The 26,139-nt window shown below is 51.2% G+C and carries 22 protein-coding genes and 4 pseudogenes; 13 read left to right on the top strand and 13 right to left on the bottom strand.

The window, feature by feature from the left end:
• Positions 1-171: 171 nt before the first annotated feature.
• From ELY38_RS07720 to ELY38_RS07740, 5 genes are read right to left on the bottom strand one after another with little or no spacing between them, the layout of a single operon-like run.
• On the bottom strand, positions 172-897 hold the full coding sequence (locus ELY38_RS07720; protein ID WP_127061084.1) for an ABC transporter ATP-binding protein: 726 nt from the start codon (positions 895-897) through the stop codon (positions 172-174).
• The gene (locus tag ELY38_RS07725; protein ID WP_127061086.1) at positions 897-1,613 is read right to left on the bottom strand and encodes an ABC transporter ATP-binding protein; all 717 of its coding nucleotides are present in this window, start codon (positions 1,611-1,613) and stop codon (positions 897-899) included. Before ELY38_RS07725 ends, ELY38_RS07720 begins: the two co-directional genes overlap by 1 nt.
• Positions 1,591-2,544 (bottom strand): branched-chain amino acid ABC transporter permease, encoded by a 954-nt coding sequence (locus ELY38_RS07730; protein WP_127061088.1) that lies wholly within the window; start codon positions 2,542-2,544, stop codon positions 1,591-1,593. Before ELY38_RS07730 ends, ELY38_RS07725 begins: the two co-directional genes overlap by 23 nt.
• Complete coding sequence (locus tag ELY38_RS07735; protein ID WP_246009089.1) at positions 2,541-3,428, bottom strand: branched-chain amino acid ABC transporter permease; 888 nt, start codon at positions 3,426-3,428, stop codon at positions 2,541-2,543. Before ELY38_RS07735 ends, ELY38_RS07730 begins: the two co-directional genes overlap by 4 nt.
• Before the next feature lie 33 nt (positions 3,429-3,461).
• Entirely contained in the window at positions 3,462-4,646 is a 1,185-nt protein-coding gene (locus tag ELY38_RS07740) for an ABC transporter substrate-binding protein (protein WP_127061090.1), read from the bottom strand.
• A gap of 178 nt (positions 4,647-4,824) precedes the next feature.
• Here ELY38_RS07740 and ELY38_RS07745 point away from each other — a divergent pair, with 178 nt between their 5' ends.
• From ELY38_RS07745 to ELY38_RS19635, 3 genes and pseudogenes are all read left to right on the top strand, one after another.
• The gene (locus ELY38_RS07745) at positions 4,825-6,240 is read left to right on the top strand and encodes an amidase (RefSeq protein WP_127061092.1); all 1,416 of its coding nucleotides are present in this window, start codon (positions 4,825-4,827) and stop codon (positions 6,238-6,240) included.
• Between the two features lie 73 nt (positions 6,241-6,313).
• Positions 6,314-6,610: a transposase gene (locus ELY38_RS19630; protein WP_422822318.1), complete on the top strand. Its 297-nt coding sequence runs from the start codon at positions 6,314-6,316 to the stop codon at positions 6,608-6,610.
• A gap of 138 nt (positions 6,611-6,748) precedes the next feature.
• A pseudogene (locus tag ELY38_RS19635) lies at positions 6,749-7,159 on the top strand (transposase); the annotation flags it as partial.
• On the opposite strand, the pseudogene ELY38_RS07755 reads toward ELY38_RS19635, so the two are convergent.
• Both ELY38_RS07755 and ELY38_RS19640 read right to left on the bottom strand, forming a co-directional pair.
• Positions 7,156-7,422: pseudogene (locus tag ELY38_RS07755) on the bottom strand (integrase core domain-containing protein); the annotation flags it as partial. The pseudogenes ELY38_RS19635 and ELY38_RS07755 overlap by 4 nt on opposite strands.
• 1 nt (position 7,423) lies before the next feature.
• A pseudogene (locus tag ELY38_RS19640) lies at positions 7,424-7,879 on the bottom strand (transposase); the annotation flags it as partial.
• Positions 7,880-8,069: 190 nt separating this feature from the next.
• Between ELY38_RS19640 and ELY38_RS07765 the strand changes: the two are divergent.
• A complete protein-coding gene (locus ELY38_RS07765) occupies positions 8,070-8,963 on the top strand; it encodes a LysR substrate-binding domain-containing protein (protein WP_185858934.1) in 894 nt (297 codons plus the stop codon).
• A gap of 5 nt (positions 8,964-8,968) precedes the next feature.
• Here the strand turns inward: ELY38_RS07765 and ELY38_RS07770 are convergent, their stop codons facing one another.
• From ELY38_RS07770 to ELY38_RS07795, 6 genes and pseudogenes are all read right to left on the bottom strand, one after another.
• Positions 8,969-10,267, bottom strand: coding sequence for a TRAP transporter large permease (locus tag ELY38_RS07770; protein ID WP_127061100.1), 1,299 nt, complete (start codon positions 10,265-10,267; stop codon positions 8,969-8,971).
• A 25-nt stretch (positions 10,268-10,292) separates the two neighbouring features.
• On the bottom strand, positions 10,293-10,790 hold the full coding sequence (locus ELY38_RS07775) for a TRAP transporter small permease (RefSeq protein WP_127061102.1): 498 nt from the start codon (positions 10,788-10,790) through the stop codon (positions 10,293-10,295).
• A gap of 12 nt (positions 10,791-10,802) precedes the next feature.
• Positions 10,803-11,801: a TRAP transporter substrate-binding protein gene (locus ELY38_RS07780; RefSeq protein WP_127061104.1), complete on the bottom strand. Its 999-nt coding sequence runs from the start codon at positions 11,799-11,801 to the stop codon at positions 10,803-10,805.
• A gap of 37 nt (positions 11,802-11,838) precedes the next feature.
• Positions 11,839-13,485 (bottom strand): hydantoinase B/oxoprolinase family protein, encoded by a 1,647-nt coding sequence (locus ELY38_RS07785; protein WP_127061106.1) that lies wholly within the window; start codon positions 13,483-13,485, stop codon positions 11,839-11,841.
• The gene (locus ELY38_RS07790; RefSeq protein ID WP_127061108.1) at positions 13,485-15,584 is read right to left on the bottom strand and encodes a hydantoinase/oxoprolinase family protein; all 2,100 of its coding nucleotides are present in this window, start codon (positions 15,582-15,584) and stop codon (positions 13,485-13,487) included. The genes ELY38_RS07785 and ELY38_RS07790 overlap by 1 nt, the downstream gene beginning before the upstream one ends.
• Before the next feature lie 333 nt (positions 15,585-15,917).
• Positions 15,918-16,067, bottom strand: a pseudogene (locus tag ELY38_RS07795) (transposase); the annotation flags it as partial.
• Positions 16,068-16,449: 382 nt separating this feature from the next.
• Between ELY38_RS07795 and ELY38_RS07800 the strand changes: the two are divergent.
• The 9 genes from ELY38_RS07800 to ELY38_RS07840 all read left to right on the top strand — a co-directional run bounded on the left by ELY38_RS07800 (position 16,450) and on the right by ELY38_RS07840 (position 26,110).
• Positions 16,450-17,364 (top strand): dihydrodipicolinate synthase family protein, encoded by a 915-nt coding sequence (locus ELY38_RS07800; protein WP_127061110.1) that lies wholly within the window; start codon positions 16,450-16,452, stop codon positions 17,362-17,364.
• A 131-nt stretch (positions 17,365-17,495) separates the two neighbouring features.
• The gene (locus ELY38_RS07805) at positions 17,496-18,374 is read left to right on the top strand and encodes a Bug family tripartite tricarboxylate transporter substrate binding protein (protein WP_246009093.1); all 879 of its coding nucleotides are present in this window, start codon (positions 17,496-17,498) and stop codon (positions 18,372-18,374) included.
• Positions 18,375-18,436: 62 nt separating this feature from the next.
• Positions 18,437-18,928 (top strand): tripartite tricarboxylate transporter TctB family protein, encoded by a 492-nt coding sequence (locus tag ELY38_RS07810; protein WP_127061114.1) that lies wholly within the window; start codon positions 18,437-18,439, stop codon positions 18,926-18,928.
• Positions 18,929-18,931: 3 nt separating this feature from the next.
• Positions 18,932-20,464, top strand: a complete 1,533-nt coding sequence (locus tag ELY38_RS07815; protein WP_127061116.1) for a tripartite tricarboxylate transporter permease — start codon at positions 18,932-18,934, stop codon at positions 20,462-20,464.
• A 16-nt stretch (positions 20,465-20,480) separates the two neighbouring features.
• Positions 20,481-21,197: a FadR/GntR family transcriptional regulator gene (locus tag ELY38_RS07820; RefSeq protein ID WP_127061118.1), complete on the top strand. Its 717-nt coding sequence runs from the start codon at positions 20,481-20,483 to the stop codon at positions 21,195-21,197.
• Positions 21,198-21,386: 189 nt separating this feature from the next.
• Entirely contained in the window at positions 21,387-23,087 is a 1,701-nt protein-coding gene (locus ELY38_RS07825; RefSeq protein WP_127061120.1) for a thiamine pyrophosphate-binding protein, read from the top strand.
• A 36-nt stretch (positions 23,088-23,123) separates the two neighbouring features.
• On the top strand, positions 23,124-23,441 hold the full coding sequence (locus ELY38_RS07830) for an NIPSNAP family protein (protein WP_127061122.1): 318 nt from the start codon (positions 23,124-23,126) through the stop codon (positions 23,439-23,441).
• A gap of 257 nt (positions 23,442-23,698) precedes the next feature.
• A complete protein-coding gene (locus ELY38_RS07835) occupies positions 23,699-25,132 on the top strand; it encodes an NAD-dependent succinate-semialdehyde dehydrogenase (RefSeq protein ID WP_127061124.1) in 1,434 nt (477 codons plus the stop codon).
• 375 nt (positions 25,133-25,507) lie between these two features.
• Positions 25,508-26,110: an alpha/beta fold hydrolase gene (locus ELY38_RS07840; RefSeq protein ID WP_127061126.1), complete on the top strand. Its 603-nt coding sequence runs from the start codon at positions 25,508-25,510 to the stop codon at positions 26,108-26,110.
• Positions 26,111-26,139 lie beyond the last annotated feature (29 nt).

The raw sequence follows: 26,139 nt of genomic DNA on the forward strand, positions 1-26,139 counted from the left end.
CTGAGTCCAATTTATCCTCACTCATCGCAAGTACCGCTATTCTTCCATATAACCTTTCATCGGATAATTGCAGTCGGCTACGCCGACCTGGATGAATCGCCCCGGGTATTCTAGACACCACTTTGTCTTGTATACCTGTATAAGCACATTGTCACCAATGTTCTCCCTTTGTCATAGCCCTAGGTATGCCTTCTTAATTTTTTCATTGTCCTGCAGTTCGCTAGACGGTCCATCCAGAACTTGATAGCCATTTTCCAGTATGTAAGCGCGATCGCTAACCTGTAGTACCTGTTTAACATTCTGTTCGACCAACAAAATAGGCATGCCGGTATCGGCTACTCGGCGTATTGCCGCCATCACATCTTTAACCAATAAGGGCGATAATCCCAGGCTAGGTTCATCCAGCAGTAGCATCTTGGGGCCAAGCATCAACGCCCGAGCAATCGCCACCATCTGCTGCTGCCCCCCCGAAAGTTGCGCAGCCTTTTCACGCGCGTACTTTTTAAGATCCGGGAACAGTCTATGAACTTTCTCTAGGTTCTCGTCGCGACGCTCACGTGCAGAGGGCAATGAAGCGCCCAGCAACAGGTTATCGTGTACCGTCATATTGCCGAACAGTTGACGCCCCATCGGTACATGCGCGAGTCCCAATCTCGCCATTTCATATGGCTTACGCCCAGAGACTTCTTGCCCATCAAAATGAATAGCTCCTTTCCAAGGCTTGATCATCCCTGAAAGTGCTCGAAGGATCGTCGACTTGCCGCTGCCATTACCCCCGATCAATCCCACCAGTTCACCCGCACTGACCGTCAGAGAGGCATCGAAGACGACCTTTAATGAACCGTACCCAAGATCAACATTTTCGACACTCAGTACAGTAGCCACTTGATCTGTCATCAATCCTCTCCCAGGTAGGCGGTAATGACGCGTGGATCCTCAATCACATCGCCTGGTAAACCCTCGGTAATTACACTGCCGTTTGCCATAACGATCACATGATCCGATAAGGCAATGATGGCCTCCATGATGTGCTCCACCATCACAATGGTCAGATTCTGGTCAGTCAATTGACGCACAAAACCGATCATATCTTTAAGTGCGGGAGGATTGAGGCCGGCCATCATCTCATCAAGGAACAAAACACTGGGCTGTACGGCCAATGCTTTGGCAAGCTCAAGGCGTCGCCGTCTCGCTAGGTTAAGATCCAATGCGGGTTGGTCGTATCGGTCGGCTAGGCCCACTTTTTCTAGGGCGTCCATGGCCAATCGTTCGGCTTTCTTGCGCTTGGGCTCCTTAAGGAAGGCCGCCACCAGGACATTCTCAAGCAATGTCAGTTCTTCGAAGGGTCTTTCTGTCTGAAACGTACGCCCAATACCAATACGTATGCGCCTATACGGAGGAAGTCGGGTGATTTCATTCCCGTGTAAGTAAATGCGGCCTGCCTGGGGGGTAACGAAGCCTGTTAGGGCATTGAATAATGTGGTCTTGCCCGCTCCGTTCGGCCCGATCAATCCAAGGATTTTGCCTTGCTCGACATCCAGCGAAACATCGTTTACCGCGACGACTCCACCGAATTTTACGGTGATGCCATCAGCTCTGAGCGCGCTTGGCATAAACCCTCCTGATCAAATAGCGCGCTGGCTCACCAACAATGCCACGAGGCATGAAGATAACCACGACCATGATTAACAAGCCGTAAATCAACATATTGGCCTCTGCGAACGTCGTCCGGAATAACTCACCCGACCCCACGACCAACAGTGCCCCTATGCATGGCCCCCAGATGGTTCCCCGCCCCCCGATGATGGCCGTTAAGGCGATCTGTACCGATAGCAGCAGGTAAAAAATGATGTGAGGTTCGATGAAGGAGAGAAAGATCGCATAGATACCCCCTCCCAGAGCCGTTAATGCACCCGAGAGCATGAACGCTTTCAGTTTGACAGTGGTGGGGTTAATGCCCGATGCCATGGCGGAATCTTCATCTTCTCGCACGGCGCGAAGCTGGTAGCCAAACTTGCTACGCGATATAAGCATCACTACCAAGACGGTTATCGCCGCGAATGCCAGCGCCAGATAGTAATTGACCTGACGAGAGAAGAGATCCAGTCCGAAGGGCTCTGGCAGTGTCATAATAAAGACCCCAGTCGCGCCGCCGGTCAACCAGCCTTCATTAATGGCGATCAGTCGAAATACCTCAGCGATGGCGATGGTGGATAGCGTGAAGTAAGGCCCCTTGAGCTTAAATGTCAGGCGTCCCCATAAGTAGGCCAATATAGCAGCAGCAATCAGCGCCATCAGGACCGCCCACCAAGGAGCAATTTCATGATGGGATGTCTCCACTGCAACGAAGTAGGCACCAAGGCCTACGAAGCTAGCATGGCCTAAGCTCACCTGGCCGGCCCAACCTCCCAGAATGTCCCAGGCGGTAGCCCAGCCAGCGTATAACAGTAAGGTAATGGCCACCGATAGATAGCCCGGGAACATCTGTGGATAGAAAATACCCATCAGAACCAGTCCGGCAAAAATGATGTAATGCTTTTTCATACGCGCTTCACCGTCTTACCGAACAGGCCCTCGGGGCGTAGTAACAGTATCAACAAGAACACCAGCAGCCCGTAGGCATCTCGGTAGTCAGATGTAAGATATGAAGCCCCCATCACCTCTACCACTCCCAGCAATAGCCCACCGGCGATAGCAGCCCCAATATTACCCAGTCCCCCTAACACGGTGACCACAAAGGCCTTGAGCGTGAAAATGGCACCTGAAAATGTCGGCGTAGCAAACAGCAGCGGAATCAGCACAACGCCTGCCGTAACGGCCAGGGCCATACCAATACCGAAAACCACGGCTTCGATCCAACGGGTATTGATACCCACGAGCTCAGCACCCAAGCGATTGTCGGCAGTAGCACGAATGGCACGGCCCAGTTCCGTATGGTTGAGTACCGTATAAAGTCCGGCAATCACCACCATCGTTGCCAGACCAGCAAGCAGCAGGATCAGTGAGAAACTAACATCCCCAAGGGAAACCGTACTGGAGGCATACGACACATTGACGGACTTGGGCTCGGCGCCAAAGGTCAATAACAGTATATTGCCAATAACCAAGGCTAGCCCAAGGGTGACCAGGAGCGAACTTTCTGGCGGTGCTTCCATTAAGCGGGAAAGCACTAATCGCTGTAGTAATGCCCCGGTCACAAACCCAAGAGGCATGGCAACAAGTAGAGATAGGTAAGGATCCCAGCCAAATAAGGAGTTGAGCAATACGGAGCAATACATGCCCAGAATAACGAAGTCCCCGTGGGCGAAGTTGATTATTTTCATTACCCCGAACACCAGCGTTAGCCCTACCCCAATCAGCGCATAGACCCCACCGATCAACACGCCATTAGACAGATTCTGCAGGAAGGATACATAGTCAAACATCATGACCTCTCTAGTTGTGCCATGCAGGCGTCCCGATTAGCGCTCGTCCCATACCGGTGTTGGGTACCGAACTTCTTCAGCAGCCAGGTCGGCTGGGAATACGGTGACGTGCTCACCGTCCTGGATCTGCAATACAAGGCTGCGAATCGGGTTCTGCCCTTGAAAGCCGTCGAAGCTTTCAAACACAACATGAGTGACCGGTGTATCTAGGTCTGTTTCGGCTAGCGCATCTCTGACGTCACTACGCTCAAGGGAGTCGGCACGCTCAAGTGCATCGGCAGCTACACGAAGTGCCAGATAACCCTCTGCTTCGTAGAAGGTAGGCTCTTCGCCCGTCTTGGCCTTAAGGCGTTCATAGAGATCTTCCACGCCCTCGTACTGAACATCCTTACTCCAACTCACCACAGTGGCCACATACTCGGCAAGATCACCCACCTGATCGACGAAGCTAGGCAAGGCGGCGCCAGTGTCGATAGCCACAGCCTTAGGATTGAGGTTTACCTCGCGCATCTGACGCGCAATAGCGACCCCATCTTCAGCGTAGGCAACCACATAGAGCAGGTCGGGCTCCTCGGAGCGGAAACGGTTGAGGATGGGTCGAAAATCAGAGGTGCCTTGATCGTAAGATTGGTCACCCACGATTTCATAGCCCCGCTCCTCGGCTAAACGTGCGCCCTCTTCGGCCAAAGACGCCGGCCAAGCCCCATTGCCATACAACATAGCGACGGTTTCCAAGTTATCGTCTTGTTCACGTAGGAAATCGAAATAGTCGAAATAGCTTTCAGCCACAATCGTTGAGTTGTGCTTGGCACGAAATACCCAGGGCGAGCCAGGTTTGGTAATACTGTTGTCTGCGCTGCCGAGCACAATGAGCGGAATCTCTTGGCGGGTCATTAGCTGTGCCATCGGCCCAGTAATACTTGATGCATAGGAGCCCATAATCAAAGGAACATCCTGTCGATTAAGTGACTCGATCGCTGCCAACGCACTGGTAGCCTCAGAGCGGTCATCTTGTACGGACAATGCCAGAGGTTCGCCCTTCACCCCGCCGCCTTCGTTGATTTCTTCCAATGCTACTTCCATTCCAGCCTGATAGCGTTCACCAAAGGCGGCGAAAGGACCAGACAAACTGTTAATGACACCCACTTCGATATCAGCTAACACAGCGGGAGCTACCAGAAGCCAGGGAGATATTGAAGCAACACCAATTATTTTTTTCATTATATTCCCTCTTAATAAGATCTACATAAGGACGTTTAGTCGACTTTTTAGTATCTTTTCGATTATTTACGACTAATTATGTATAAACCAAGCTTGCAAGCGTTAGCAAGCCAACTTCATTAAACGGTAACTCATGCCATTCACCTATCACCCCTAAAATAATGAATAAGGAGCATCTATGACTCTTCCTTCGGACCCAGTCGCGTCACTGGGCATCGCTGGGTTCGCTGATGCATTGCGCCGAAGTGAGATCACTTCGGAGCAAGCGGTGAGTGCGTACTTAGCCCGTATCGAAATATTGGATCCGTTGCTCTGTGCCTATGAAACAGTGGATGCCTGCCGCGCTCTAGCCACAGCACGCGCCATGGATACGCTATTGGCCAACGGAGTCGACTTGGGCCCGCTGATGGGGCTGCCGGTCTCGGTTAAGGATCTCTTTGTTATTGATGGACTGACCCCGCATGCTGGCTCCAATCTGCCAATTCAGGACAAACTGGGCACGCAAGAAGGAACCTTTATTCGTGCGTTGAAGTCGTCGGGTTGCATAATTCTTGGAACCACGCGGATGGTAGAATTTGCACTCGGGATTACGGGATACTCCTTATCTCGTGGCACTCCCTGGAATCCATGGGATGACCAGCAGCATAGGCTTCCTGGGGGTTCAAGTTCAGGCGCAGGAGTCGCACTAGCCTCGGGGTTATGCGGATTATCTATCGGTAGCGATACAGGAGGATCGGTCAGAGTACCAGCAGCGATGTGCGGCTTGTTCGGCTTAAAGACCACGAAGGGGCTATGGCCTACTGATGGTGCCTTTCCCTTAGAGCCTCATACCGACTCCATAGGCTTACTCACTAGGACCGCTCAGGATGCTGCCATTGCATTCAATGCGTTGAATGCCAGAATCAACCCGTCATCACAAACCCATCATGCTTCGATAACCCCTGGTCAGCTAACGTTGGGCGTGCCAGACAATTACTTCCTTGATGGCGTCGATGTGGAAATGAAAAGCGCGTTTGAACATGCCCTTTCAGTGTTTAAAGCGAGCGATGTAAAGCAGCTTTCTCTGCATGTACCAGATGTGGATGGACGCGAACGCTATTTCCCTGTTGCCATGCCCGCACACTTACTCTCATGGTTGGGAGAAAAGTTCTTTCTGGAACATCAGGAACTCATAGATCCCATTATTCGTGCACGTATTGAAAAAGGTATTGGCTTCAAGGCTCATCACTACTTAATGCTGGCGGAAGAACGACGCCGTCATATTGATGCCGCTAAATCATTGTTTGATCACGTCGATGTGATTGTTAGCCCTACTACACAAGCGCCTCCGCAGAAGCTGAGTGAACTAGAGGATTCTAACATAGCGATGCAGGCTGCAATGGGTATGACGCGCAACACCCAACCCGCCAATTATTTTGATTGGTGCTCCGTTACCCTGCCAATGGGGACAAATTCAGATGGTTTGCCATTTGGCTTGCAATTAAATGGCTCAGGAAGTGACGATTCTAGGCTATTAGCCATTGCCGTCGCTCTAGAAGCTCTTCTTGATCCAGCAGTACGCCCCAAACCCTTTCGTGGCTATAAGCTTCGTTGAGTAAGTTGATACTGGTTCTGTCTGAAAAGTCATGATTGCTATGCTCTCCCTACTGATTGGAGGGGAGAGTGTCATGACAGGCCGTTACGAACTTTCCGACCAGCGCTGGCAGATGATTAAAGATATCGTTTCTCCTCCTCAGACCATGGGGCGCCCTCGGCGGAATGATCACCAGATGCTTAATGGAATCCTGTGGATTCTCTGCTCCGGTGCTCAATGGCGCGATCTACCAGAGCGTTACGGCCCATGGAAGACGGTATTGCAGTGTTTTCGACAATGGCGTATTGATGGTACCTTTGACCAGGTTCTGACACGACTTCACCTTCGAGAAGATGGATTGATGGATCTCGATACGTGGATGGTGGATTGAACCACCATCAAGGCGACCCGATCTGCCAGCAGTGCTGGTAAAAGAGGGATCGGTAGAACCGCTTGACCATGCGCTCGGCCGCAGCCGTGGCGGGCTGAGCACTAAAATACATCTACTAGGCGATAGTCAGGGTTTTCCCTTACCTTCTCTTTGTCCGCAGGCCAACGGGCCGGCTCCGCTTATCTGACTGAGCTACTTGAGAAGGTTCGATTGCCAAGCCGTTCGGGGCGCCCTCGCAAACGTAGCCGTTATATCGTGGCTGACAAAGGTTACGACAGTGACGCATTGCGACGTTACTGCACTCGTTACGGCATGCGCCCGATCATTCCTCGACGCCGCCTGCATAGGCGCCCGCGTCCGGGTCTGCCATATCAATTCGATCGATCGACATATCGTCAACGCAACGTAGTAGAGCGATTGTTTGGCTGGCTGAAGGAAAAGCGTCGGCTAAATACCCGTTATGACAAGCTGGCCAGTAGCTTCAGGACGATGGTGACGCTAGCTTGTATCAAACGATGCATGAGAGCCGACTTTTCAGACAGAACTTAGGTGTTTGATCCCGTGAAGTAATGGTTTGGATCATCATAAAATCTTTCGGGTTCTTTTTGCCATTGCTCAAGGATAAATTCAATCGGTGTTTTGCCCTTGAGTGCTCTCAGTGGTCGGGCGCTATTATAGGCCCATAGATAATCTTTCAGGTGGGATTGAAGCTGGCCTAACGAGGTGTAATGGAAGGCTCGAACCGTCGCTTCTTTGATGGTGCGGTTCATTCGCTCCACTTGACCGTTGGTCCAAGGGTGGAACGGTTTCGTCGCGACTGCGCGGGCGTCGCTTACCATGTCCCTGGCGTAGGCAAGTGATGAGTTCTTTCTTGAGCGAGCCACGGGGCATCACATAAAGCGCATTGTAGATAGTCTCATGCGAGACGTGGCGTTTTGGGTCATGGGGGTACATACGCTTCAGTGTGAGGGCGATTTGGCGTGGTGACCAGTACTTGCACAGCAAGTAGGTCACTAGCCCGAACAGCTGGCTATCCGGATGCAGCTTTGGTGTGCGGCGTGCTCGTCGCCGGGTTATGTGGGCTCGAAACCCTGCAAGACTGGCGTCGTACCCCTTTTCAGCAGTGATCGTGTGACGAGCTATCTCATGCGATACAGTACTCACAGAGCGGTCAAGGTGGCGAGCGATGTCACGCAACGAGTGATTCGCGTGCATTAACATGATGGCAGCCCGTTCTTCGGCGGAAAGAAGGTGGTATTGAAGAGTCATGGGGATAGCTTACCAAGTGAGTCAGGTGTTGCACTTGGTTATTGAGACCGCTCTACGTTGCGAGATATCTTGCATAAAAAATGAATACCTGTAATGTGAAAATGTTCAATAACAACACCTTCACGCCTTGCTCTGTCACGCTCAAGCCAAGTGCATAACCGCCAATGCGAGGATAGGGATGAGAAAGCGAATGCCCTCTACCAATGCGCTACGCGCATTCGAAACCATAATGAAAAGAAAGTCGGTGAAGGATGCCGCTGACGAAATATCGCTGACCCCGCAAGCAGTCAGGTACCAGATCAAAATGTTGGAGGAGTTGATCGGCTATGAACTTTTCATACGCAATGGCAATCGACTGGACCCCACCCTCAAGGCCATGGAACTGCTTGGCTACATAACACAGAGCCTCGACGTCCTAGAGGAAGGGTTGAATGCCTTGGATAAAGACAGTAACAAGCTCTATCTGCATGTATCACCCTATTATGCCAACAACATATTGATTCCCCAGCTTCATGAATTTACAGAACAACACCCCAATATCGACCTGCGTATATCTATCGGCGCAGAGAACAACGATTTCGACACCAAGGACATCGATATCGCAATACAGTGGGGCTATGGGCAATGGAGCGGTTTCCAGGCCGAACCACTGATGAACGATCTCAAAATCATTGCGGCAACCCCGGACCTACTAAAGAAACAGCCAATAGAAAGCATCAAAGACTTGATGGCACACCGTCTAATTTCCCCTTGGGTCCGAAATACTCTCTGGCAGGATATCTTCGACATGCTGGATACCCAGCAGGAAATGATGAAAGAGGAATTTCTCTATCTACATGACAACGAGGCCATCTATAAGGCAACGCTTTCTGGCATGGGAGTGGGGCTGGTATCCAGGCCCGAGGCGATAGAAGCAGTTACAGCAGGAGACTTGGTCGCACCCTTGGGTATTGACTTGCTCAGCCAACTTCCTGACCACAAGATTCCCAAGTTCTACCTCATAAGACAGAACAATAAAGAAGAGAGCCCGCTGGTGAAGCACTTCACACAGTGGGCTAAAGAAAGCTCAAGATCACAGAAGTAGCCGGACTACATCAAACTAGGCAACCAAGTCACAATACTTGGGAACATGACCAAAATGAGTGCGGCAAGACAAAGAATAAGAAAGAACGGCACCGCGGCAAGCGTGACTTGCCAGATATTTCTTCCCGTAATCGACTGCAACACGAAAAGATTGAACCCCACTGGGGGGGTAATCTGTGCCATCTCGATTATTACCACTGCATAGATTCCGAACCATAACAGATCAATGCCGGCTGATTGCAGCATCGGCAAGACGACGGCACTGCTGATAACCAGTATCGAGATACCTTCAAGAAAGCACCCCAATACGATGAAGAAAATTGTCAACACGAATATCAGCATGTACGGAGAAAGCTCGAGGGCATTCACCATCTGTGCCAGATACAGAGGAATCCCGATAAAGGAAAACGCCGAAGAAAGCACGGCCGCGGAGGCCACGATGAATGCGATCATGCAGGCAATACGTGTTGCCCCGAGAAGACTTTCTACAAAGGTCTGCCAACTCAATGATCCCGTCAGGTAGGCGATCGTCAGCGCACCAATTACGCCAAAGGTGGCCGACTCCGTCGGTGTAGCGATACCCGCGTAAATGGAGCCAATCACAGCAACGATCAGGAGCAAAATAGGCAAGAGTCCCAGGGATGCGCTGAGCCGCTGCATCATGCTCACCCTTGGCTCACGTGCCGGCATCTTATCGGAGTTGAATAGAGCCCAGAGGGCTATATAAGCCATGAACAGTAACACCAGCATCAATCCAGGCAATATCCCCGCCATGAACAGTCTGGCCACGGACTGCTGGGCCATCACTCCATAGACTATCAGTACAATAGAAGGTGGGATCAGTAGCCCCAATGTCGCCGAACCGGCCAGGGTGCCTATCATCAGGCGGTCATTGTACTTGCGCTCTTTCAGCTCCGCCATGCTCATGCGACCCACGGTGGCGGCGGTAACTGCCGAAGAGCCGGCAACGGCCGCCATGATACCACAACCCAATACATTGACATGTAAGAGCCTGCCAGGGAGCCAGCCCACCCAAGGGGCAAGGCCATTGAACATTTGTCGAGAGAGCTTGGTGCGAAACAGTATCTCGCCCATCCAAATGAACAGCGGCAACGCTGTCATCGGCCATGCTCCACTCGCCTCCCATATCTTGCCGATTACCAGATCTCCAAGAGGCACGGGGGTAAAGATGGCCAACGCGCCGATGCCAATTCCCGCCAAGCTCACGGCCACCCATACGCCCGACCCCAGCAAGGTGATCAGCGCCACCAGGACAAAACCTAGTGCTATCAGTGTAGAATCCATGGTCACCTCAATCTAAAGGCATGCATTACGATGCATGAGCGGAACGGTAAGAAACCTCACGTTTCATCAGCACACCGATTAGATCATCCAGTACGGCGACTGTCAGGACAGCAAGCCCAATCACCATGCCCGTCTGGGGTATCCACAGGGGAATGGCCATCAATCCGGGACTCACCTCATCGAAGACATACCCCTGCCAGGTGAAAATGGCGGCCTTCCAAGTGAGCCAGGAAAGAATAACGAAGGAGCACAGACACACCCACGCTTCAAGAAAGCGTTTCGGCCTCGGCGGCAGAGAATCGATCACCAGCGTGACACGGACATGTGCACCATGCCGCATCGAGTAGCCCAGTCCCAGGAAGGTTGACGCCGCCAAGCAGAAGCCGGCGAACCCGGTCGCATCGACCGTATACCCCAACTGTCTGCCGACTACCTGCGCGGCGATCGAAAGGCCGATGGCGGCGAGAAAAGAAGCCGCCAAGCCGCCTGATAGTCGGTATAGACCATCAAGGAAAATTCTCATGATGCTTTTTCCTTATTCTGCGCTATCGCGCCACTCAACGTAGGTATCAATGATCTGATTGGCCTCATCGCTGGCATCCTGACGCCACTCGGCAAGTATCTCCTCGCCTACGTCGTTGATCGCAGCCTGCAACTCATCAGATGCCTGGCTTACCGTAACCCCATGCTCATCCAGTACGTCATTGTTATCGGTAGAACGCTCTTGGCTCATTTCCCAGCCACGCTCATGGGCGTTACGCGCCGCTTCGCTTACCACTTGTTGTAACTCGTCATCCAAAGCGTCGAGTGCAGCGGGATTGATGATGAGGGCGTTGATGTTGTGCATCGTGCCGGTATAAGTGAAATGATCCACGTAGTCCCATACCTGGACATCGATACCGGTCTGGGCGCTAGTGAACAGTGAGTCGATCATATTGGTCGAGAATGCCTGAGGCACCTCGGAAAAAGGCAGAATCGTGGCATTGAAGCCCAGTTCCTGAGCCATCTGCTGGGTCGGTTGGGAGTAAATCCGAATGGACATGCCATCGATATCGTCCGTCGACTCGATCGGTTTATCGGCAAAGAAACCTTGGCCAGGCCATGAGACATAGGCCAGCGGCAAGATACCCTGTTCGGCCATCACCTCTTCGTAGTAAGGCTGCAGTAGCTCATTGAGTCGGTAGCCTTCTTCATAGGTAGTTGCCAGGCCCGGCAGGCTATCAATACGAAACACGGGGTGTTCATTACTATACGCCCCCAGACGAACCTCACCGAGTTGCACTACGCCGCGCTGCACGGAGCGCTTGATTTCGTCATGGCTCACCAAGGTACCGTTGCTGCGCATATCGATTTTGATACGTCCGTCGCTGTTCTTTTCCACTTCTTCAACGAATTCGCGCAGATTTTGTGAGAAGAAACTATCGTCAGGATATCCGGTCGCCATCATCCAGTTGGTGTTTGCCTGTAGCGAGGGAATGTAGATCATTCCTACAGTCGCAATAACTGGTACCAGGTAGGTATTCTTATAATTCATCTTCAACTCTCCAACTCTAGGTTGCTTAGTTTTGCTATCAAGTAGGCTTCAGATAAAGCTCATCTGCAGTCTGCTGAGTGATATACCCATCCTCGATATCTGCGCGTACCGCTTCCTTGTTGCGATCGGTGGCAAGTCCGTAACCTCCCCCTCCGGGTAATTCGAGGACGACAGTCTCGCCCGGCTCTATAAATTGCAGTCCTTTCGATTTCAGGGGCTTTCCAGACTTCAAGTACACATTCCCGCACGCCCCGGCGTGCCCGCCAGCATGTCCCATGGCCGGATGCCGCACCCGCTCGAACATGGCGTTGAAACTGAAGACATAGCCCTCCTGGGCACCGAACTCGATGACCTGTCCCAGGCCGCCCCGGTGTTCACCTGCTCCCCCTGAATCCGGCCTCAGCTCCTTACGCCAGATGATGATAGGGCCCACGCTCTCGGTAACCTCCACCGGCATGGTATGGACGCCGCTAGGAAATGCTGTGGCGTTAAGACCATCCAAGCCGGGACGCGCTCCGGTACCGCCACTGTTGAACAAAAGGACTTCTGACGTTTCAGCCTCGTGTACCCCTTGTTTATGCAGACTGACATGCAAGTTCCACAGAGCACTAGCGCCCTCGGCCGGTGCCACATTCCGCACGGCTTTCTTGAGCGCCCCTAGCACCAGGTCGGGCACCAGATGTCCAATGGCATGTCGTACCGCCACTGGCGCCGGTCGCTTGGCATTAAGAATGCAGTTGTCGGGCGCCATTGCCTTGAAAGGCTTCAGCGATGCCCAGTTGTTAGGCACTTGTGGAGCGATGGCGCATTTCAGTCCGTAGCAGCCATAGGCCTTGCTGTAGACCAGCGGGACGTTGATGCCGAACGAGCTCTGCGGTGAGGAACCGGCAAAGTCCATCAAAATCTCGCCATCGTCTATAGTCAGCGCAACGTTCAGCTTGAGCGGTTCGTCATATCCATCCGTTGCCATGCTGTAGTCATAAGTGCCTTTGGGCAGCTGTTTGATCTTCTCGATAGTTGCCGCTTCGCTATGTTGAAAAATGAACTCGGCCACACCCTCGATATCATCCAATCCGAACTCGGCCATCATTTCTAACAGACGCTTTCTACCAGTATCGTTGCAGGCAGCCAATGAATAGAAGTCCCCAACCACCTGGTCTTTTTCACGTACGTTGTTGGCAAGAATATCGATCAAGTCCTTGTTGACTACTCCTTCATAAAAAAGCTTGGTCAGGGGGATCAGCAGGCCTTCTTCGTAGAGGGAGCGACCATCAGGGCCGAAACCTCTCCCTCCAATATCCACCACATGGGCAGTGGAGCCAAAAAATCCCACTAGTTCATCCCGATTGAACACCGGGGTTATGACCGTGATGTCATGAAGGTGTCCTGTAGCTTTCCAGGGATCATTGGTGACGAAGACATCGCCCGGCTTCATGTCGTGGTAGCCGAAATGGTCAATGAAGTGAAATACCGACTCGGCCATGGTGTTGACGTGCCCTGGGGTTCCTGTCACCGCTTGAGCGATCAACCGTCCGCGCTTGTCATAGACCCCTGCCGAAAGATCGCCAGCCTCGCGAACGCTGGTGCAGAAAGCGGTCTTGATCAAGGTGATAGCCTGCTCTTCCACCACCGAGATCAGGCGGTTCCACATGATTTGTTTGGAAACGTCCAGTTCGACACTCATCAGATATTCTCCACCTTGTTTTTCTCGATGAATAAACAGCCATCCATCTGTACCTGCATTTTGTAGCCCGGCGGCACGATCGTTGAGGTCTCGGTCTCAACGACCACCAGGGGCCCTTCGCACCTGGCACCCGGCGGCAGGTCTTCTCGCTCATATACCAAGTAGGAGAGCGGCCGGTTTCGTGATGCATCGACGATCTGCCGAGTCATATGGGGAATCGGATCCTGGAAAGTGTCTACGGCATCGTTCGAATAAGGTTGTGTTGCCGTTGGTAGTCGGGAGCTCACATTAAGTGACCAACTGACCACCTCGGCATCCAGACCATCGACGGCATGACTGAATAACTGGGTATAGGCCGCGATGAAATCCTGCTTGAGCCGAGCCTCACAGCCATCAGATAGGCTGAGTTCACTCACCTCAATAGGGATTTCCCAGCCTTGTCCCGCGTAGCGCATGTAAGCCTTAAGTTCGTATATATACTCCTGGTCCCCCCCGGCATCGCCGACAAACGACTCCACTTCCTGGCGCATATCCTCAATTAGCAAGTTTGCTTTTTCACGATCAAAGCTCTCGAGCCGCATGACGCTGCTGCGCAGGGACTCATAACTGAAAGGCGCCTTGAGGAAGCCAATGGCCGACCCGACCCCCGCGCCGGGCGGAATCAACAGGCTATCTACACCAAGCTTCTGACAGAGACGGGCGGCATGTACCGGAGCGGCGCCGCCAAAGGCGACCATGGTGTAAGTTTCCAACTCACAACCGCTTTCCACAGCATGCATGCGAGCAGCATTGGCCATGTTTTCATTCACCACTTCACTGATTGCGTAGGCAGCATCTTCCGCGACACCACCTAGCTGGGAGCTGATTTTCCGATCCAGGGCGATACGGGCGGCCTCGGTATCGAGCCTCATGCTGCCCCCGGCAAACCCCTGAGGATCCAGCTTGCCCAGCAGGAGATCTGCATCGGTGACGGTCGGATGTTCCCCACCAAGACCGTAGCAGGCTGGCCCCGGTTCAGAACCGGCGCTTTCAGGCCCGATACGGATCTGTTTCAGGTCATCCACGGAGGCAATCGACCCGCCACCAGCACCAATCTCCACCATTTCGATGACTGGGATAGAGATGGGCATACCGCTGCCTTTCTTGAAGCGATACGACCTCGCGACTTCAAAGGTGCGTGAGGTTTTGGGTTTCATGTCATTAATCAAGCAAACCTTGGCTGTCGTGCCTCCCATATCAAAGGAAACGACACGTTTCAGGTCATGCTTTTCAGCAATATAGGAAGCATAGATGGTGCCGCCGGCAGGCCCAGATTCAAGTAACCTGACAGGAAACTTGGCAGCAGTACGAAGAGAAATCAGCCCCCCACCCGAGTGCATGAGATACACTGGGCATGTCATACCAGATGTCTTAAGCCGCTCTTCGAGTCGCTCCAGATAGGAAGACATCAAAGGTTTTACATAGGCATTGGCACATACCGTATTGAAACGCTCATATTCACGAATCTGTGGCGATACATCACTTGATATCGAAACCGAAACCCCGCTCAAGCTTTCTTCAATAGCTTTTTTTACCTGCTGCTCATGCATAGGGTTTCGATAACTATGCATCAGCCCGACGGCAACGCTTTCGTAGCCTACTTGCCGAATCTTTTCGATGACTTCCTGAAGCTTATCGTGGTCGACAGGTATCATCTCCTCGCCACTGGCAGCGATCCTGCCTCCTATTACATACCGGTCATGACGCGGGATGAGTGGCGCTGGTAGCACAATATTTAGATCATACTGTTCGAATCGGCTTTCGGTACGCATTTCAATGACGTCGCGAAATCCTTCCGTAGTAATAAACGCCGTATGCGCACCACGCCGCTCGATTAGGGAATTAGTAGCCAGGGTAGTGCCATGGATTACTGTATCGATTTGCGAAAGGGAAATATTGGCCGTTTCAGCTGCTTTTGTGATGCCATCGATAATGGCCTGTTCAGGCTGTGTGTAGTTGGTTAGTACTTTAGAAGAAAACATCTCTTCCCCTTTCTCGAGGGCGACATCAGTAAAAGTCCCTCCGATGTCCACGCCCACACGTATACTGCTTCCACCCATTACCCAGCCCCCTTTCCCAATACAGCTTTTGGAGAATTGTTTAGTTAACCATCAGTTCACTAGAACCTAGCGGTTACTGGGTAGGAAGACTATTCAAAAAAATTTCGTCTAAGGAAAAAACAATTGAGGTCTAAAAAGCGATTCATTCCCTGAGCATGACGCCGCCTGAAGATCAGACAGTCAGATCTTCTTGCTCCTTTGCTGGTAGCCCAACTGCTGTATTTCCTGAATTAATGAAGATTGAATTTCAACTTATAAAAATCTTACTTAGAAAAAGCTGCCTTATTATTAGGGTTAATGAATACGACTAGCATCTGTTAAAGGCGTATGTGCTTAGGTTCTGTCTGAAAAGTCGGCTCTCATGCATCGCTCGATGCAGGCCAGTGTTACCATGGCTTTAAAGCTACTGGCCAGCTTATCGTAACGGGTATTGAGCCGACGTTTTTCCTTTAGCCAGCCAAACAGGCGTTCCACCACGTTACGATTCAACATCCAGTCGGCTGGTCAACAAGCGTTTTGGAGGCAAGATGAGCCGCGCATGATTGCCTGTTCTACATCTATAAGGTGGCTAGACTTTGTCGTCTGAAGCATCCTACCGATCTGATAGAAAATTGCAGATATGTATATTTGTAATACGGCTTTAGTACCCTTTCCAAACATACTAACACTCCCCATATTCAACTAAGCTTCTGTTTTTGTGAAAAAATTAATTGAAAATAAAGATTACCTACTACTAACTAAAAACAAATAAATGTTTGACAACCTTACAAGTTGACGCCTAATCTCCGAATACAAGATCGGTACTATCGGTCCATAACAAGACAAGAGCCGGTAGCTACCGGAGACATGAAAAGGAGGGTACTCGATGGCAGAACAAGAGGCGTCCATGGGCGTCAAACAAGCTTTGCAGGGCGTATCGGGGGTGCATGTTACTCCTTATCACTCTGACGGCCGGATCAATAACGGTTTGCTAGCGGAGGTCATTGACGGCATCACCAACGCCGGTGTGCAAAACATCGTCACTGGCGGCAATACTGGCGAGTTTTATTCTTTAACGCTCAGTGAAATCGAAAATATTTACAATATTGCTGTCAGTAGCGTCTCAGGCAGAGCCATCGTGACGGCTGGTGTAGGCCGTAGTGTTCATGAAGCGGTTCAACTTACTCAAGCTGCCGAAAAGGCAGGGGTAGATGCCGTGATGGTTCATCAGCCACCAGATCCCTTCGCGTCACCCCGCATGCTCTACAACTATATAGAAGAAATTTCGCGCAATACCGACCTGCCAGTCATTGCCTATGCTCGCAACCCAGGTCTCACGCCAGAGCACTTCATAAAGTTAAGCGAAATCGACAATGTAGTGGCTGTTAAATATGCCGTGCCGGATCCATTACGCCTGGCCGAATGCATCCGCGCTACCAAAGGTTCCTCCCTTCAATGGATCTGTGGGCTCGCTGAGAGTTGGGCATTGCCTTTTTATGCCTATGGTGCGCGGGGATTCACGTCAGGGCTTGTAAATATAAATGCACAGCTTTCTATGCATTTTTATCAAGCCCTGGAACAAGCTAACTGGAAAGAAGCACGGAATTTAGTAGAGCAAATAGCTAGCTTCGAAGAGATGCGGACTTTAGAGCAGAACGGTACGAACGTGACTGTAGTAAAAGACGCAATGAGATTAAACGGAATGGATGTAGGACCTGTAAGGCCTCCTGGAGTCGATCGGTTAGATGATAAAAACCTGCAGAGCCTGCAACAGATTCTGGATAAGTGGAAGCAGGAGTAGTCACAATATATCCCTAGCTAAGCAACAATAAAAATGGAGTCAACATGCCAACTACAAAATTAACAAAAAGTATGATTACAGCTTTGGGCGCCCTGACATTAGCATCAAGCGTGTCAGCGGCAAACTTTCCAATGCGAGATATAAGACTAATCGTACCGTGGCCTGCGGGAGGAGGCACCGACGCGATAGCGCGAAAAACTAGCAACCTCGCCGAAGAACAGCTCCCTGTATCAATCTATGCAGAAAATATTTCTGGAGCAGTTAGCGCAACTGGGCTAATGCAAATGATACAGTCTCGTCCAGACGGCCATACAGTAGGAGTTTTAACCTACGATAGCGTAATTACTGTCCCCCGTAGTGAGCTAGTTCCTGGATATGATCTCGACAAGATGGCATTTATTGCTCGCCTTACCCAAGAGTCGGATGCGCTTGTCGTATCATCACGCTCAGGTTTCAAAAGTTTCGAGGAACTCATCAATGCCGCAAAGGAGAACCCCGGCAAGATTCGCATCGGGGTAATGCCTGAGGGATCGGGTCCCTACCTTGCTGCTCTGCGTATTGAGATGGCGACTGGCGTGGACTTCAACATAATTACCTACCCCGGTGCAGCTGCCGAAGAATCAGAAGCCATGCTATCGGGTGAAATAGATGGCGCTATTGCAAGTCTTGGGGATTTTGCAGGACTGATCGAATCAGGGGATGTCCTAGGCGTAGTCGAACTCTCTTCCGAGCAGAACCCCTCTTACCCAGATGTGCCTCCTATTAGCGAGCTTGGGCATGAGTTAGAGTCGGGCAGCTTTATCGTTCTAGCCACCCCAGAGGGCACGCCTGACGATTCTGTAGAAATACTTGAGAATGCCTATAAACAAGCCTTTGAAAGCGAAGAGTTCCAACAGTGGGTGACTCAGGTTGGTGTGACACCTAGTTGGCTGGGATCTTCTGAAGTTGGGAGCTGGCTAAGGGAGCGGCAATCTGAAACCTATTCGTTGATGGACGAGCTCGGACTATAAGCTCGAGTCACACAGCGCACTTCCCCAGGGGTAACCCTGGGGTTACGGTCGAGGACAAGGCTATGTCATTCATACCTGTAACTAGAACAAAGAGGCTTGTTTTCCCTCTTTTTCTATTGGCGTTTTCACTTATTTACTTAATTTCCTCCATATCACTAGGTGCGCCGTTGAACAATGGGCGCTTAACACCTTCATTTTTTCCTCTTCTTCTAGGGGGAATTTCCACAGCCTTTACGCTTATGCTTCTTATTCGTACGGTAAGGCAAGAAAGAAATGAGGAAGTCAGGGATTCGCCCCAGAAGGAACCGGGAACAAGAAGTATAGATAAGTTTCTTCCTCTGTTGGTTATTGCCGCTACAGTTTTCTATACCATTCTCTTCCCTATTATTGGCTACTTTTTATCGTCATTACCTTATGTATTCTCTATTATCATAATCTTCTCTGACCTGAACAAACTAGCCACTAAGTTCTTGCTAACAATAGCTGTAGTATTTTTAGGATACCTACTCTTTGAGCAAGTATTCCGTGTTCGGCTACCGGCATTATGGGGATAATTAATGGACTTCATATTACTTGTTATTAGTAGCTTCGGGCTGCTATTAAACCCGGTCACACTTACTTATGTAGTCTTAGGGTTTTTGATAGGAACTATATTTGCTGCTATTCCAGGCCTCACAGCCACACTGGCCTTGGCGCTGCTGCTTCCACTGACTTATAGTCTAGATGTCACTACTGCTCTAATGGCATGTGCCAGTATATATATGGCGGGCATGTGCGGTGGGAGCATTACCGCGACAACTATTAATATACCGGGTGCTCCCTCGTCTATGATGACAGCACTTGAAGGCTACCCAATGCAGCAACGCGGGCAAGGAGCTTTGGCTCTAGGTCATGCCGCGCTTGGCTCCATGGTGGGTGGTGGTCTGGGCGCCGTATTGCTGATTATCCTTGCTCCCTTCATTGCGAAGGCATCGTTATTAGTACAGACCCCTGGCAAGTTTTCCTTGATTGCCTTTGCGTTGATAGTCGTCGTGGCTGCGCAGCGTGGAAAAATAACCAAGGCAGCGATCGCCGCCTGTCTTGGGCTTATGCTGGCTACCATTGGTTTAGATTCCATGGTTCCCATTGCCCGTTTAACATTCGGTGTACCTGCGCTGACGGCTGGCATCGACCTTATGCCAGTCATCATTGGGACTTTTGCAATTAGCGAAATACTGATACAGGCTGGCTCAATAGCCGAGCACCGGAAGTTGTCAAAGGAAATACTCAAAGCAAATCCCATTAAACGGCGAGACTTTATCCCACCGCTATCTTCCGTCCGTGAGATTGGCCTATGGTGCTACCTCAAATCTTCAGCCATCGGCTACCTTGTGGGTACACTACCTGGTGCCGGCGGATCAATGGGCAGCTTTCTCGCTTATGTCGAAGCTGTTAGAACTTCAAAAAACCCAGAGAGTTTCGGAAAAGGTAATCCTAAAGGCATCGCTGCTGCAGAAAGCGCCAATAATGCGGTTTGTGGTGGTGCATTTGTCCCTATGCTGACATTTGGCATTCCTGGCGACCCTATCACCGCTATCGTACTGGGTGTGCTAGTTATCAATGGTATCCAGCCAGGCCCCCAATTACTGGCCGATCAAGCAGGGCTGGTTGCTCCGATGCTTGCCTCCTTGCTCTTTAGCGCTGTGATTCTCATCCCCCTAACCCTGTTCTTGCTGGGGCCATATTTCATTAGGATCGTTTCTATACGTAAAGATGTGCTTTACGGCTCCATTGCCCTTCTCGCTGTTGTTGGCAGCTACGTAGCGACTTACTCAGTCTTCCAGATGTATTTGGCGCTGGTGTTAGGCATCTTAGCCTACTTCCTTAGGAAGAATGGCTTCCCTGTCATTACGCTACTTCTAGGTTTCATTCTAGGGCCTAATCTAGAAGATTTCTTGAGGCGCTCGTTAACGTTGTCGAATGGCAATCCGCTTACTTTTATCACGAGTCTTGATAGCCTGTTCTTTATATTACTGACATTATTTTTCGTTTACTTTCTCGCCATCAGGAAACCTATGGAGAATCCTGCGGCTTCCATTAAATCCAATTAATAACGATTGAGTGCTTATGATGGCTGTTTTGGAAGCATCACCGAAGCGGGAAAAGCTTGCTGACCAACTTTACGGCATGCTAACGCAAGGTATTATCGACGGCAATTACAAGAAAGGCGGGAAATTGCCTTCTGAAAAAAAGATTTGTGAAATGTATTCTGTTTCGCGCCCAGTGGTAAGGGAGGCGCTGATGCGTCTCCAAGCCGATGGTATCGTCGTTTCTCGCCAAGGGTCGGGGTCTTATATACAGCACATCCCTCCTGCAGGACTTACGCAGTATGCAGATGCCGCAGACATTTCTATACTCCTCAAGAGCTACGAGGTTCGTATCGCTTTGGAGTGCGAGTCTAGTTCATTAGCCGCTATGAGGCGTAGTGATAAGCAGCTGGTACAGCTCCATCAAGCCTTAACCAAGATGGAAGAAGACATTCTTCAAGGGCAAATCGCTACTATCTCCGACTTCCAATTTCATATGGTTATTGCCCAGTCCACCGGCAACGACATGTTTCCTGAAATCCTTCAATCCATACACTTTAGCGTCGAAAAGGCCATGACTATGGCTTTAAGCATTACCAGAAGTGCTAGCCAGGAAAGGATACAGAAGGTTTTGAACGAGCATCGCGTTATCTACGATGCTATCAAGCAAAAGGATCCAGAGGGGGCCAGATTAGCCATGCGCCACCATATCAGCTGTGTCCGCCAGCGTGTCACCGATAACTTGAGTGATGCATGAGTTATACCGGGGTTCAAAAGCGCCAGTGACGAGTTACACAATTGAGCTCCCCCGCTGCTAACAGGACTTCCTTTAGCTATGGTGCTGGTACATAGACCATGGACGAGATCTTAAGTTGGGTAACTCCTGGCTCCTGGGAGTCAGGAATTTACTGCAGCGCAAAAAACAAACAACATCAGGAGAACTCGCATGTTTCAGTCTAGCAACCCCCACCCTCGCAGCGGTGGTCAAGCTCTTGTCGACCAGCTACTCATACATGGCGCTGATTGCGCATACTGTGTACCAGGTGAAAGCTACCTTGAAGTTCTGGACGCGCTGCATAATGTACGTGATCGCTTCACTCTCTATAACGCCCGGCATGAAGCTGGTGCGGCCAACATGGCGGAAGCTTATGGCAAGCTGACCGGCAAACCGGGTATCTGTATGGTGACACGGGGGCCTGGAGCGTGCCATGCATCCATCGGGGTCCACATCGCTTATCAGGATTCAACACCAATGATCCTGCTGATCGGCCAGGTTGACCGGCTGTCGATGGATCGCGAAGCCTTCCAGGAGATCGACTACGGCCAAATGTTCGGCGGCATAGCGAAATGGGTCGCTCAAATCAATGATGCGACGCGGATACCAGAATATTTGGCCCGTGCTTTCCGCGTTGCCACGTCGGGCCGCCCTGGCCCCGTGGTGCTAGCCCTACCTGAAGACATGCTGACCGATATTGTAGAGGTTATGGATGCCCCTCCCTATACATCGACCCTCCCAGATGCATCATCGGCTGCCATCGAAGAAATACGGTCTCTTTTAACGACAGCTCAACGTCCTTTAATGCTTGTAGGTGGTAGCGGATGGAGCGACGAAGCGTGCAGGAACATTACCCGCTTCGCTGAAGCTAACGGCGTGCCAGTGGCTTGCTCTTTTCGCCGACAGGATATCGTAGATAATAACTCAGAGGTCTATATCGGCGATTTCGGCACGGCCGGCCCGCCACAACTGGTCAGTCGTATTAAGGAAGCAGACGTGCTTTTGGTCGTGGGGGCTCGCCTCGGGGAAATGACAACTAAGACGTATACGACCGTAGGTTCGCCAGCACCGCAACAACGCCTGATCCATATCCATAGCGATGCCGATGAAATAGGCCGTGTTTACAGCCCTGAACTCGGACTTGCCATTGCTCCAGAGAATTTTGCTCGCGCAGTAGCCGATTGCCAATGGGTCGATCCACAGCGCTGGCGTGAATGGCTAAGTTCAGCACGTAAGGACTACCTTGACGACACTAAAGCGCCTGCGTATGAAGGCGAGCTTGATATGGCTCAAGCGCTGATTGACGTTCAGGAAGTTCTGCCAACAGACTTTATCGTCACCCTCGATGCTGGCAATCATACCGGTTGGGGACAGCGGTTCTTGCGTTATGGGCGCCCTGGCAGACAGGTAGGCTCGACCTGCGGTGCGATGGGCTATTCCGTACCCGCGGCCGTTGCTGCCTCGCTACTTTTCCCGGAAAAGGTAGTGCTCTCTTTTGTTGGCGATGGTGGTTTCATGATGAGCGGTCAGGAAATTGCCACCGCCGTACAACACGGCGGTAAACCAATTATCCTGCTCTTCAATAACGGTAGTTACGGCACCATCCGTATGCATCAAGAACGCGAGCATCCCGAGCGAGTAGTAGGCACAGATCTGGTGAACCCTGACTTTACCGGTATGGCAAGATCACTTGGCTTACATGCTGAAACCGTCACTCAGACAGAAGATTTCAAGCCAGCACTAGAGCGCGCCATCGCCGCTAATCGCCCCGCGCTGATCGAACTTAAAACCGATCCTGAGCTGATCTCAACCCGCACAACCATTAATACTCTGCGCAATGATGCGCATAGGCGTAACAAAACGTCTTATTAATCGTCTGTCTGCAGTCCGTAAAATAAGGAGAAAACTATGTTCGTCGACCTTCGCACCTACACTATGTTCCCTGGTCGCCTTAACACCTTCCTAGACCTTTACGAGCGTGAAGGCCTGCCGATACAGAAAAAGCACTTGGGGGAGCCGCTTGGTTATTTTATTACCGAGACAGGAACATTAAACCAAGTGGTTCATATATGGGGCTATGAAAGCGCTGCAGACCGGGAGCGTCGCCGACAAGCGATGGAGAGTGATCCTGACTGGATTGCTTATCGGCGTAAAAGCGCAGAAGCCGGTAATGTACAGCATCAAACCAATAAGCTGCTGCGATCGGCAAGCTTTTCACCGATGTGACCATTAACCAAGCCAAATAGCCTATATAAGACTTACGGACACTACTCTCGAATAAGGAAGGTTAGCTCTAGGCGAATCGGTTGCGAAGCGCCTAGACATCTTTTCTTTAGTTCTGGGTAGCGTTACCAGTTTCATCTGGTCGCCACGATAAAATGACCGTTCACTCTCAGAAAATTCTTGATATAGGTAAGGTGCCTTTCAGGCATGCTTTTTTGTAACACTATCGGCAACTAACTACGATCACGTTAGAGGTAATCATGTACCCAGATGTTCAGCTTTTTATCAATGGCGAGTGGTGTAGTGCGATAGCCGGCAAGACGATTCCAGTGATTAACCCGGCGACAGAGGAGACTATTGGCCATATCGCTCATGCTGAAAAGGATGATCTCGATTTGGCGCTCAACGCCGCAGAGCAAGGCTTTAACGCCTGGAAGGCAACTCCACCATTTGAGCGTAGCAAAGTGATGCGCAAAGCTGCAGAGCTGTTACGCGAGCGTGTTGATCAGATTGCCGCGATCATGACCACTGAGCAGGGCAAGCCGCTGGCACAGGCGCGTATTGAGACGCTGGCGGCAGCCGATACCATCGACTGGTTCGCCGAGGAAGCGCGGCGCACCTATGGGCAAGTAATTCCTTCACGGCAAGCCAATGTGCAGCAATTAGCAGTAAAAATACCAGTTGGTCCGGTTGCTGCCTTTACACCTTGGAATTTTCCAATCAACCAAGTGGTTCGTAAGCTCTCCGCTGCATTGGCAGCGGGCTGCTCAATCATCGTCAAGGCGCCGGAAGATACGCCTGCGGCTCCCGCCGAGCTGATCCGTGCCTATGCTGATGCTGGAGTGCCAGCAGGCGTGGTCAACCTTGTCTACGGCGTACCAGCCGAAATTTCGGAGTATCTGATTTCGCATCCCTCCATTCGCAAAATCTCGTTCACTGGCTCAACCGCAGTCGGCAAGCATCTTGCGGCGTTAGCGGGCCAGCATATGAAAAAGGCAACGATGGAGCTTGGCGGTCACGCACCGGTAGTCATCTTCGAAGATGCAGATCTCGATGCTGCCGCTAAGCAGCTTGCTGGCGCTAAGTTTCGCAACGCCGGTCAGGTATGCATCGCACCGACACGCTTTCTCATCCAAAAAAGCGTCTACGAAAAATTTATTGATAAGTTCGTTGCCGCTGCTAGCAACATCAAAGTGGGCAATGGCCTCAAAGAAAATACGACTATGGGGCCGATGGCGCATCAACGAGGGCTTGAGTCGCTCGAACGCTTCGTGACTGACGCAATAGAGAAAGGCGCCAAGGTTCGTCTCGGTGGCAAGCGCCTTGAAGGTAAAGGTTTTTTCTTCGAGCCCACCGTCCTTTCCGAGGTCCCAATGGATGCCAGCGCAATGAGCGAAGAACCTTTTGGTCCGCTGGCACTGATGGTACCTTTCTCGACTTATGAAGAGGCAGTTATAGAAGCTAACCGACTGCCCTATGGGCTTGCCGCTTACGCCTATACACGCTCTAACACAACTGCAATGGCACTGGGACGTGATATCGAAAGCGGCATGTTAACGATCAACCACATAGGCTTCGGTCTGCCTGAAACGCCATTTGGTGGAGTGAAAGACTCGGGGTACGGTACCGAAGGCGGCAGCGAGGCGATCGATGCATATCTTGATACGCGCTTTATCTCACAAGCCGGGGCATGAGCAATTTGTCCGCGCGTTCTCAACTGGGACGTGCGGATATTTTCGTATCTGCTTGTAGGGTACTTCGAGCCTGCTGACCTCTCTTAAACCTAGTGAGTATAGGTGTGGGTGGATAATTGTTATCTAACGTAATAGCCGATGCTGTAGAGATCGAGATATTTCGTTCTATTTATATTTAGCACTTGGATCAGCTATATTTGTTGGGCGCTCTACCTACGCAAAAGTTTCATGAATGTCGATCTTTATGACTAGCCCATAGTAAGAAAAGGCCTGACATCACAGCGGTAATAAAAATAATGCCTAAAAGGCCATAGACCTCAACAGGTATCACCATATACAAAACCTTAATTCGAGCCGAGCTTCTCAAGCTCGACTATGCGACTCGCCGCAAAGGGTGCCGCCGTTTACGTGCCCGATCTACCCGGCCATGGCAAAAGTGACACACCCGAATCGCCCTTGAACATGCTCGGCTTGGCTAATGCCCTGATCGATTGGCTGGATGCCATGGACATTGCACAAGCCGACCTAGTGGGGCATTCAATGGGTTGTCAGATAGCGTCTGATGTGGCTGTTCGTTTCCCCACTCGGGTAAGACGCTTGGCCCTGATAGGGCCGACAGTCGACCCTTCACATCGCAACATCCACGCTCAGCTGCTTCGGGCGCTCTACGCCTGTACCTTCGAGCGCCCCGGGTTCTTCCTGCATGTCATGGCTGATTATTGGCGCATGGGAACGCGCCTCTGGCCCGAAGCGATCGCCATGCTCAATTATCCTATCGAAGAGAAGCTTTCTTGCATTGAGCAGCCCGTGTTACTGGTTCGTGGCCAGCGGGATAAGATAGCGCCACAACGCTGGCTCGACCAAGCGAGCCAAATGACTGGTGCGGAGCGGGTAGTGACCATCCCTAACTGGGGTCATAATGTCATCTACAGTGCGCCTGATGCGGTAGTGGCTGAGCTATGGTCATTCTTGGGTTAGAGGCTACCTCTTTTGGCCTCCACTTAGCG

Origin of the sequence: Vreelandella nanhaiensis (genome assembly GCF_003990185.1) — a bacterium.
Classification (GTDB): Bacteria; Pseudomonadota; Gammaproteobacteria; order Pseudomonadales; family Halomonadaceae; genus Vreelandella; species Vreelandella nanhaiensis.

Excerpts from the sequence above, each read along its gene's own strand:
- ELY38_RS07805 (WP_246009093.1), top strand. The coding sequence starts at position 17,496 with ATGCGAGATATAAGACTAATCGTACCGTGGCCTGCGGGAGGAGGCACC.
- ELY38_RS07830 (WP_127061122.1), top strand. The coding sequence starts at position 23,124 with ATGTTCGTCGACCTTCGCACCTACACTATGTTCCCTGGTCGCCTTAAC.
- ELY38_RS07785 (WP_127061106.1), bottom strand. The coding sequence starts at position 13,485 with ATGAGTGTCGAACTGGACGTTTCCAAACAAATCATGTGGAACCGCCTG.
- ELY38_RS19630 (WP_422822318.1), top strand. The coding sequence starts at position 6,314 with ATGACAGGCCGTTACGAACTTTCCGACCAGCGCTGGCAGATGATTAAA.
- ELY38_RS07770 (WP_127061100.1), bottom strand. The coding sequence starts at position 10,267 with ATGGATTCTACACTGATAGCACTAGGTTTTGTCCTGGTGGCGCTGATC.
- ELY38_RS07720 (WP_127061084.1), bottom strand. The coding sequence starts at position 897 with ATGACAGATCAAGTGGCTACTGTACTGAGTGTCGAAAATGTTGATCTT.
- ELY38_RS07825 (WP_127061120.1), top strand. The coding sequence starts at position 21,387 with ATGTTTCAGTCTAGCAACCCCCACCCTCGCAGCGGTGGTCAAGCTCTT.
- ELY38_RS07725 (WP_127061086.1), bottom strand. The coding sequence starts at position 1,613 with ATGCCAAGCGCGCTCAGAGCTGATGGCATCACCGTAAAATTCGGTGGA.
- ELY38_RS07815 (WP_127061116.1), top strand. The coding sequence starts at position 18,932 with ATGGACTTCATATTACTTGTTATTAGTAGCTTCGGGCTGCTATTAAAC.
- ELY38_RS07765 (WP_185858934.1), top strand. The coding sequence starts at position 8,070 with ATGCCCTCTACCAATGCGCTACGCGCATTCGAAACCATAATGAAAAGA.
- ELY38_RS07835 (WP_127061124.1), top strand. The coding sequence starts at position 23,699 with ATGTACCCAGATGTTCAGCTTTTTATCAATGGCGAGTGGTGTAGTGCG.
- ELY38_RS07810 (WP_127061114.1), top strand. The coding sequence starts at position 18,437 with ATGTCATTCATACCTGTAACTAGAACAAAGAGGCTTGTTTTCCCTCTT.
- ELY38_RS07840 (WP_127061126.1), top strand. The coding sequence starts at position 25,508 with ATGCGACTCGCCGCAAAGGGTGCCGCCGTTTACGTGCCCGATCTACCC.
- ELY38_RS07790 (WP_127061108.1), bottom strand. The coding sequence starts at position 15,584 with ATGGGTGGAAGCAGTATACGTGTGGGCGTGGACATCGGAGGGACTTTT.
- ELY38_RS07730 (WP_127061088.1), bottom strand. The coding sequence starts at position 2,544 with ATGAAAAAGCATTACATCATTTTTGCCGGACTGGTTCTGATGGGTATT.
- ELY38_RS07820 (WP_127061118.1), top strand. The coding sequence starts at position 20,481 with ATGATGGCTGTTTTGGAAGCATCACCGAAGCGGGAAAAGCTTGCTGAC.
- ELY38_RS07745 (WP_127061092.1), top strand. The coding sequence starts at position 4,825 with ATGACTCTTCCTTCGGACCCAGTCGCGTCACTGGGCATCGCTGGGTTC.
- ELY38_RS07780 (WP_127061104.1), bottom strand. The coding sequence starts at position 11,801 with ATGAATTATAAGAATACCTACCTGGTACCAGTTATTGCGACTGTAGGA.
- ELY38_RS07775 (WP_127061102.1), bottom strand. The coding sequence starts at position 10,790 with ATGAGAATTTTCCTTGATGGTCTATACCGACTATCAGGCGGCTTGGCG.
- ELY38_RS07800 (WP_127061110.1), top strand. The coding sequence starts at position 16,450 with ATGGCAGAACAAGAGGCGTCCATGGGCGTCAAACAAGCTTTGCAGGGC.
- ELY38_RS07740 (WP_127061090.1), bottom strand. The coding sequence starts at position 4,646 with ATGAAAAAAATAATTGGTGTTGCTTCAATATCTCCCTGGCTTCTGGTA.
- ELY38_RS07735 (WP_246009089.1), bottom strand. The coding sequence starts at position 3,428 with ATGATGTTTGACTATGTATCCTTCCTGCAGAATCTGTCTAATGGCGTG.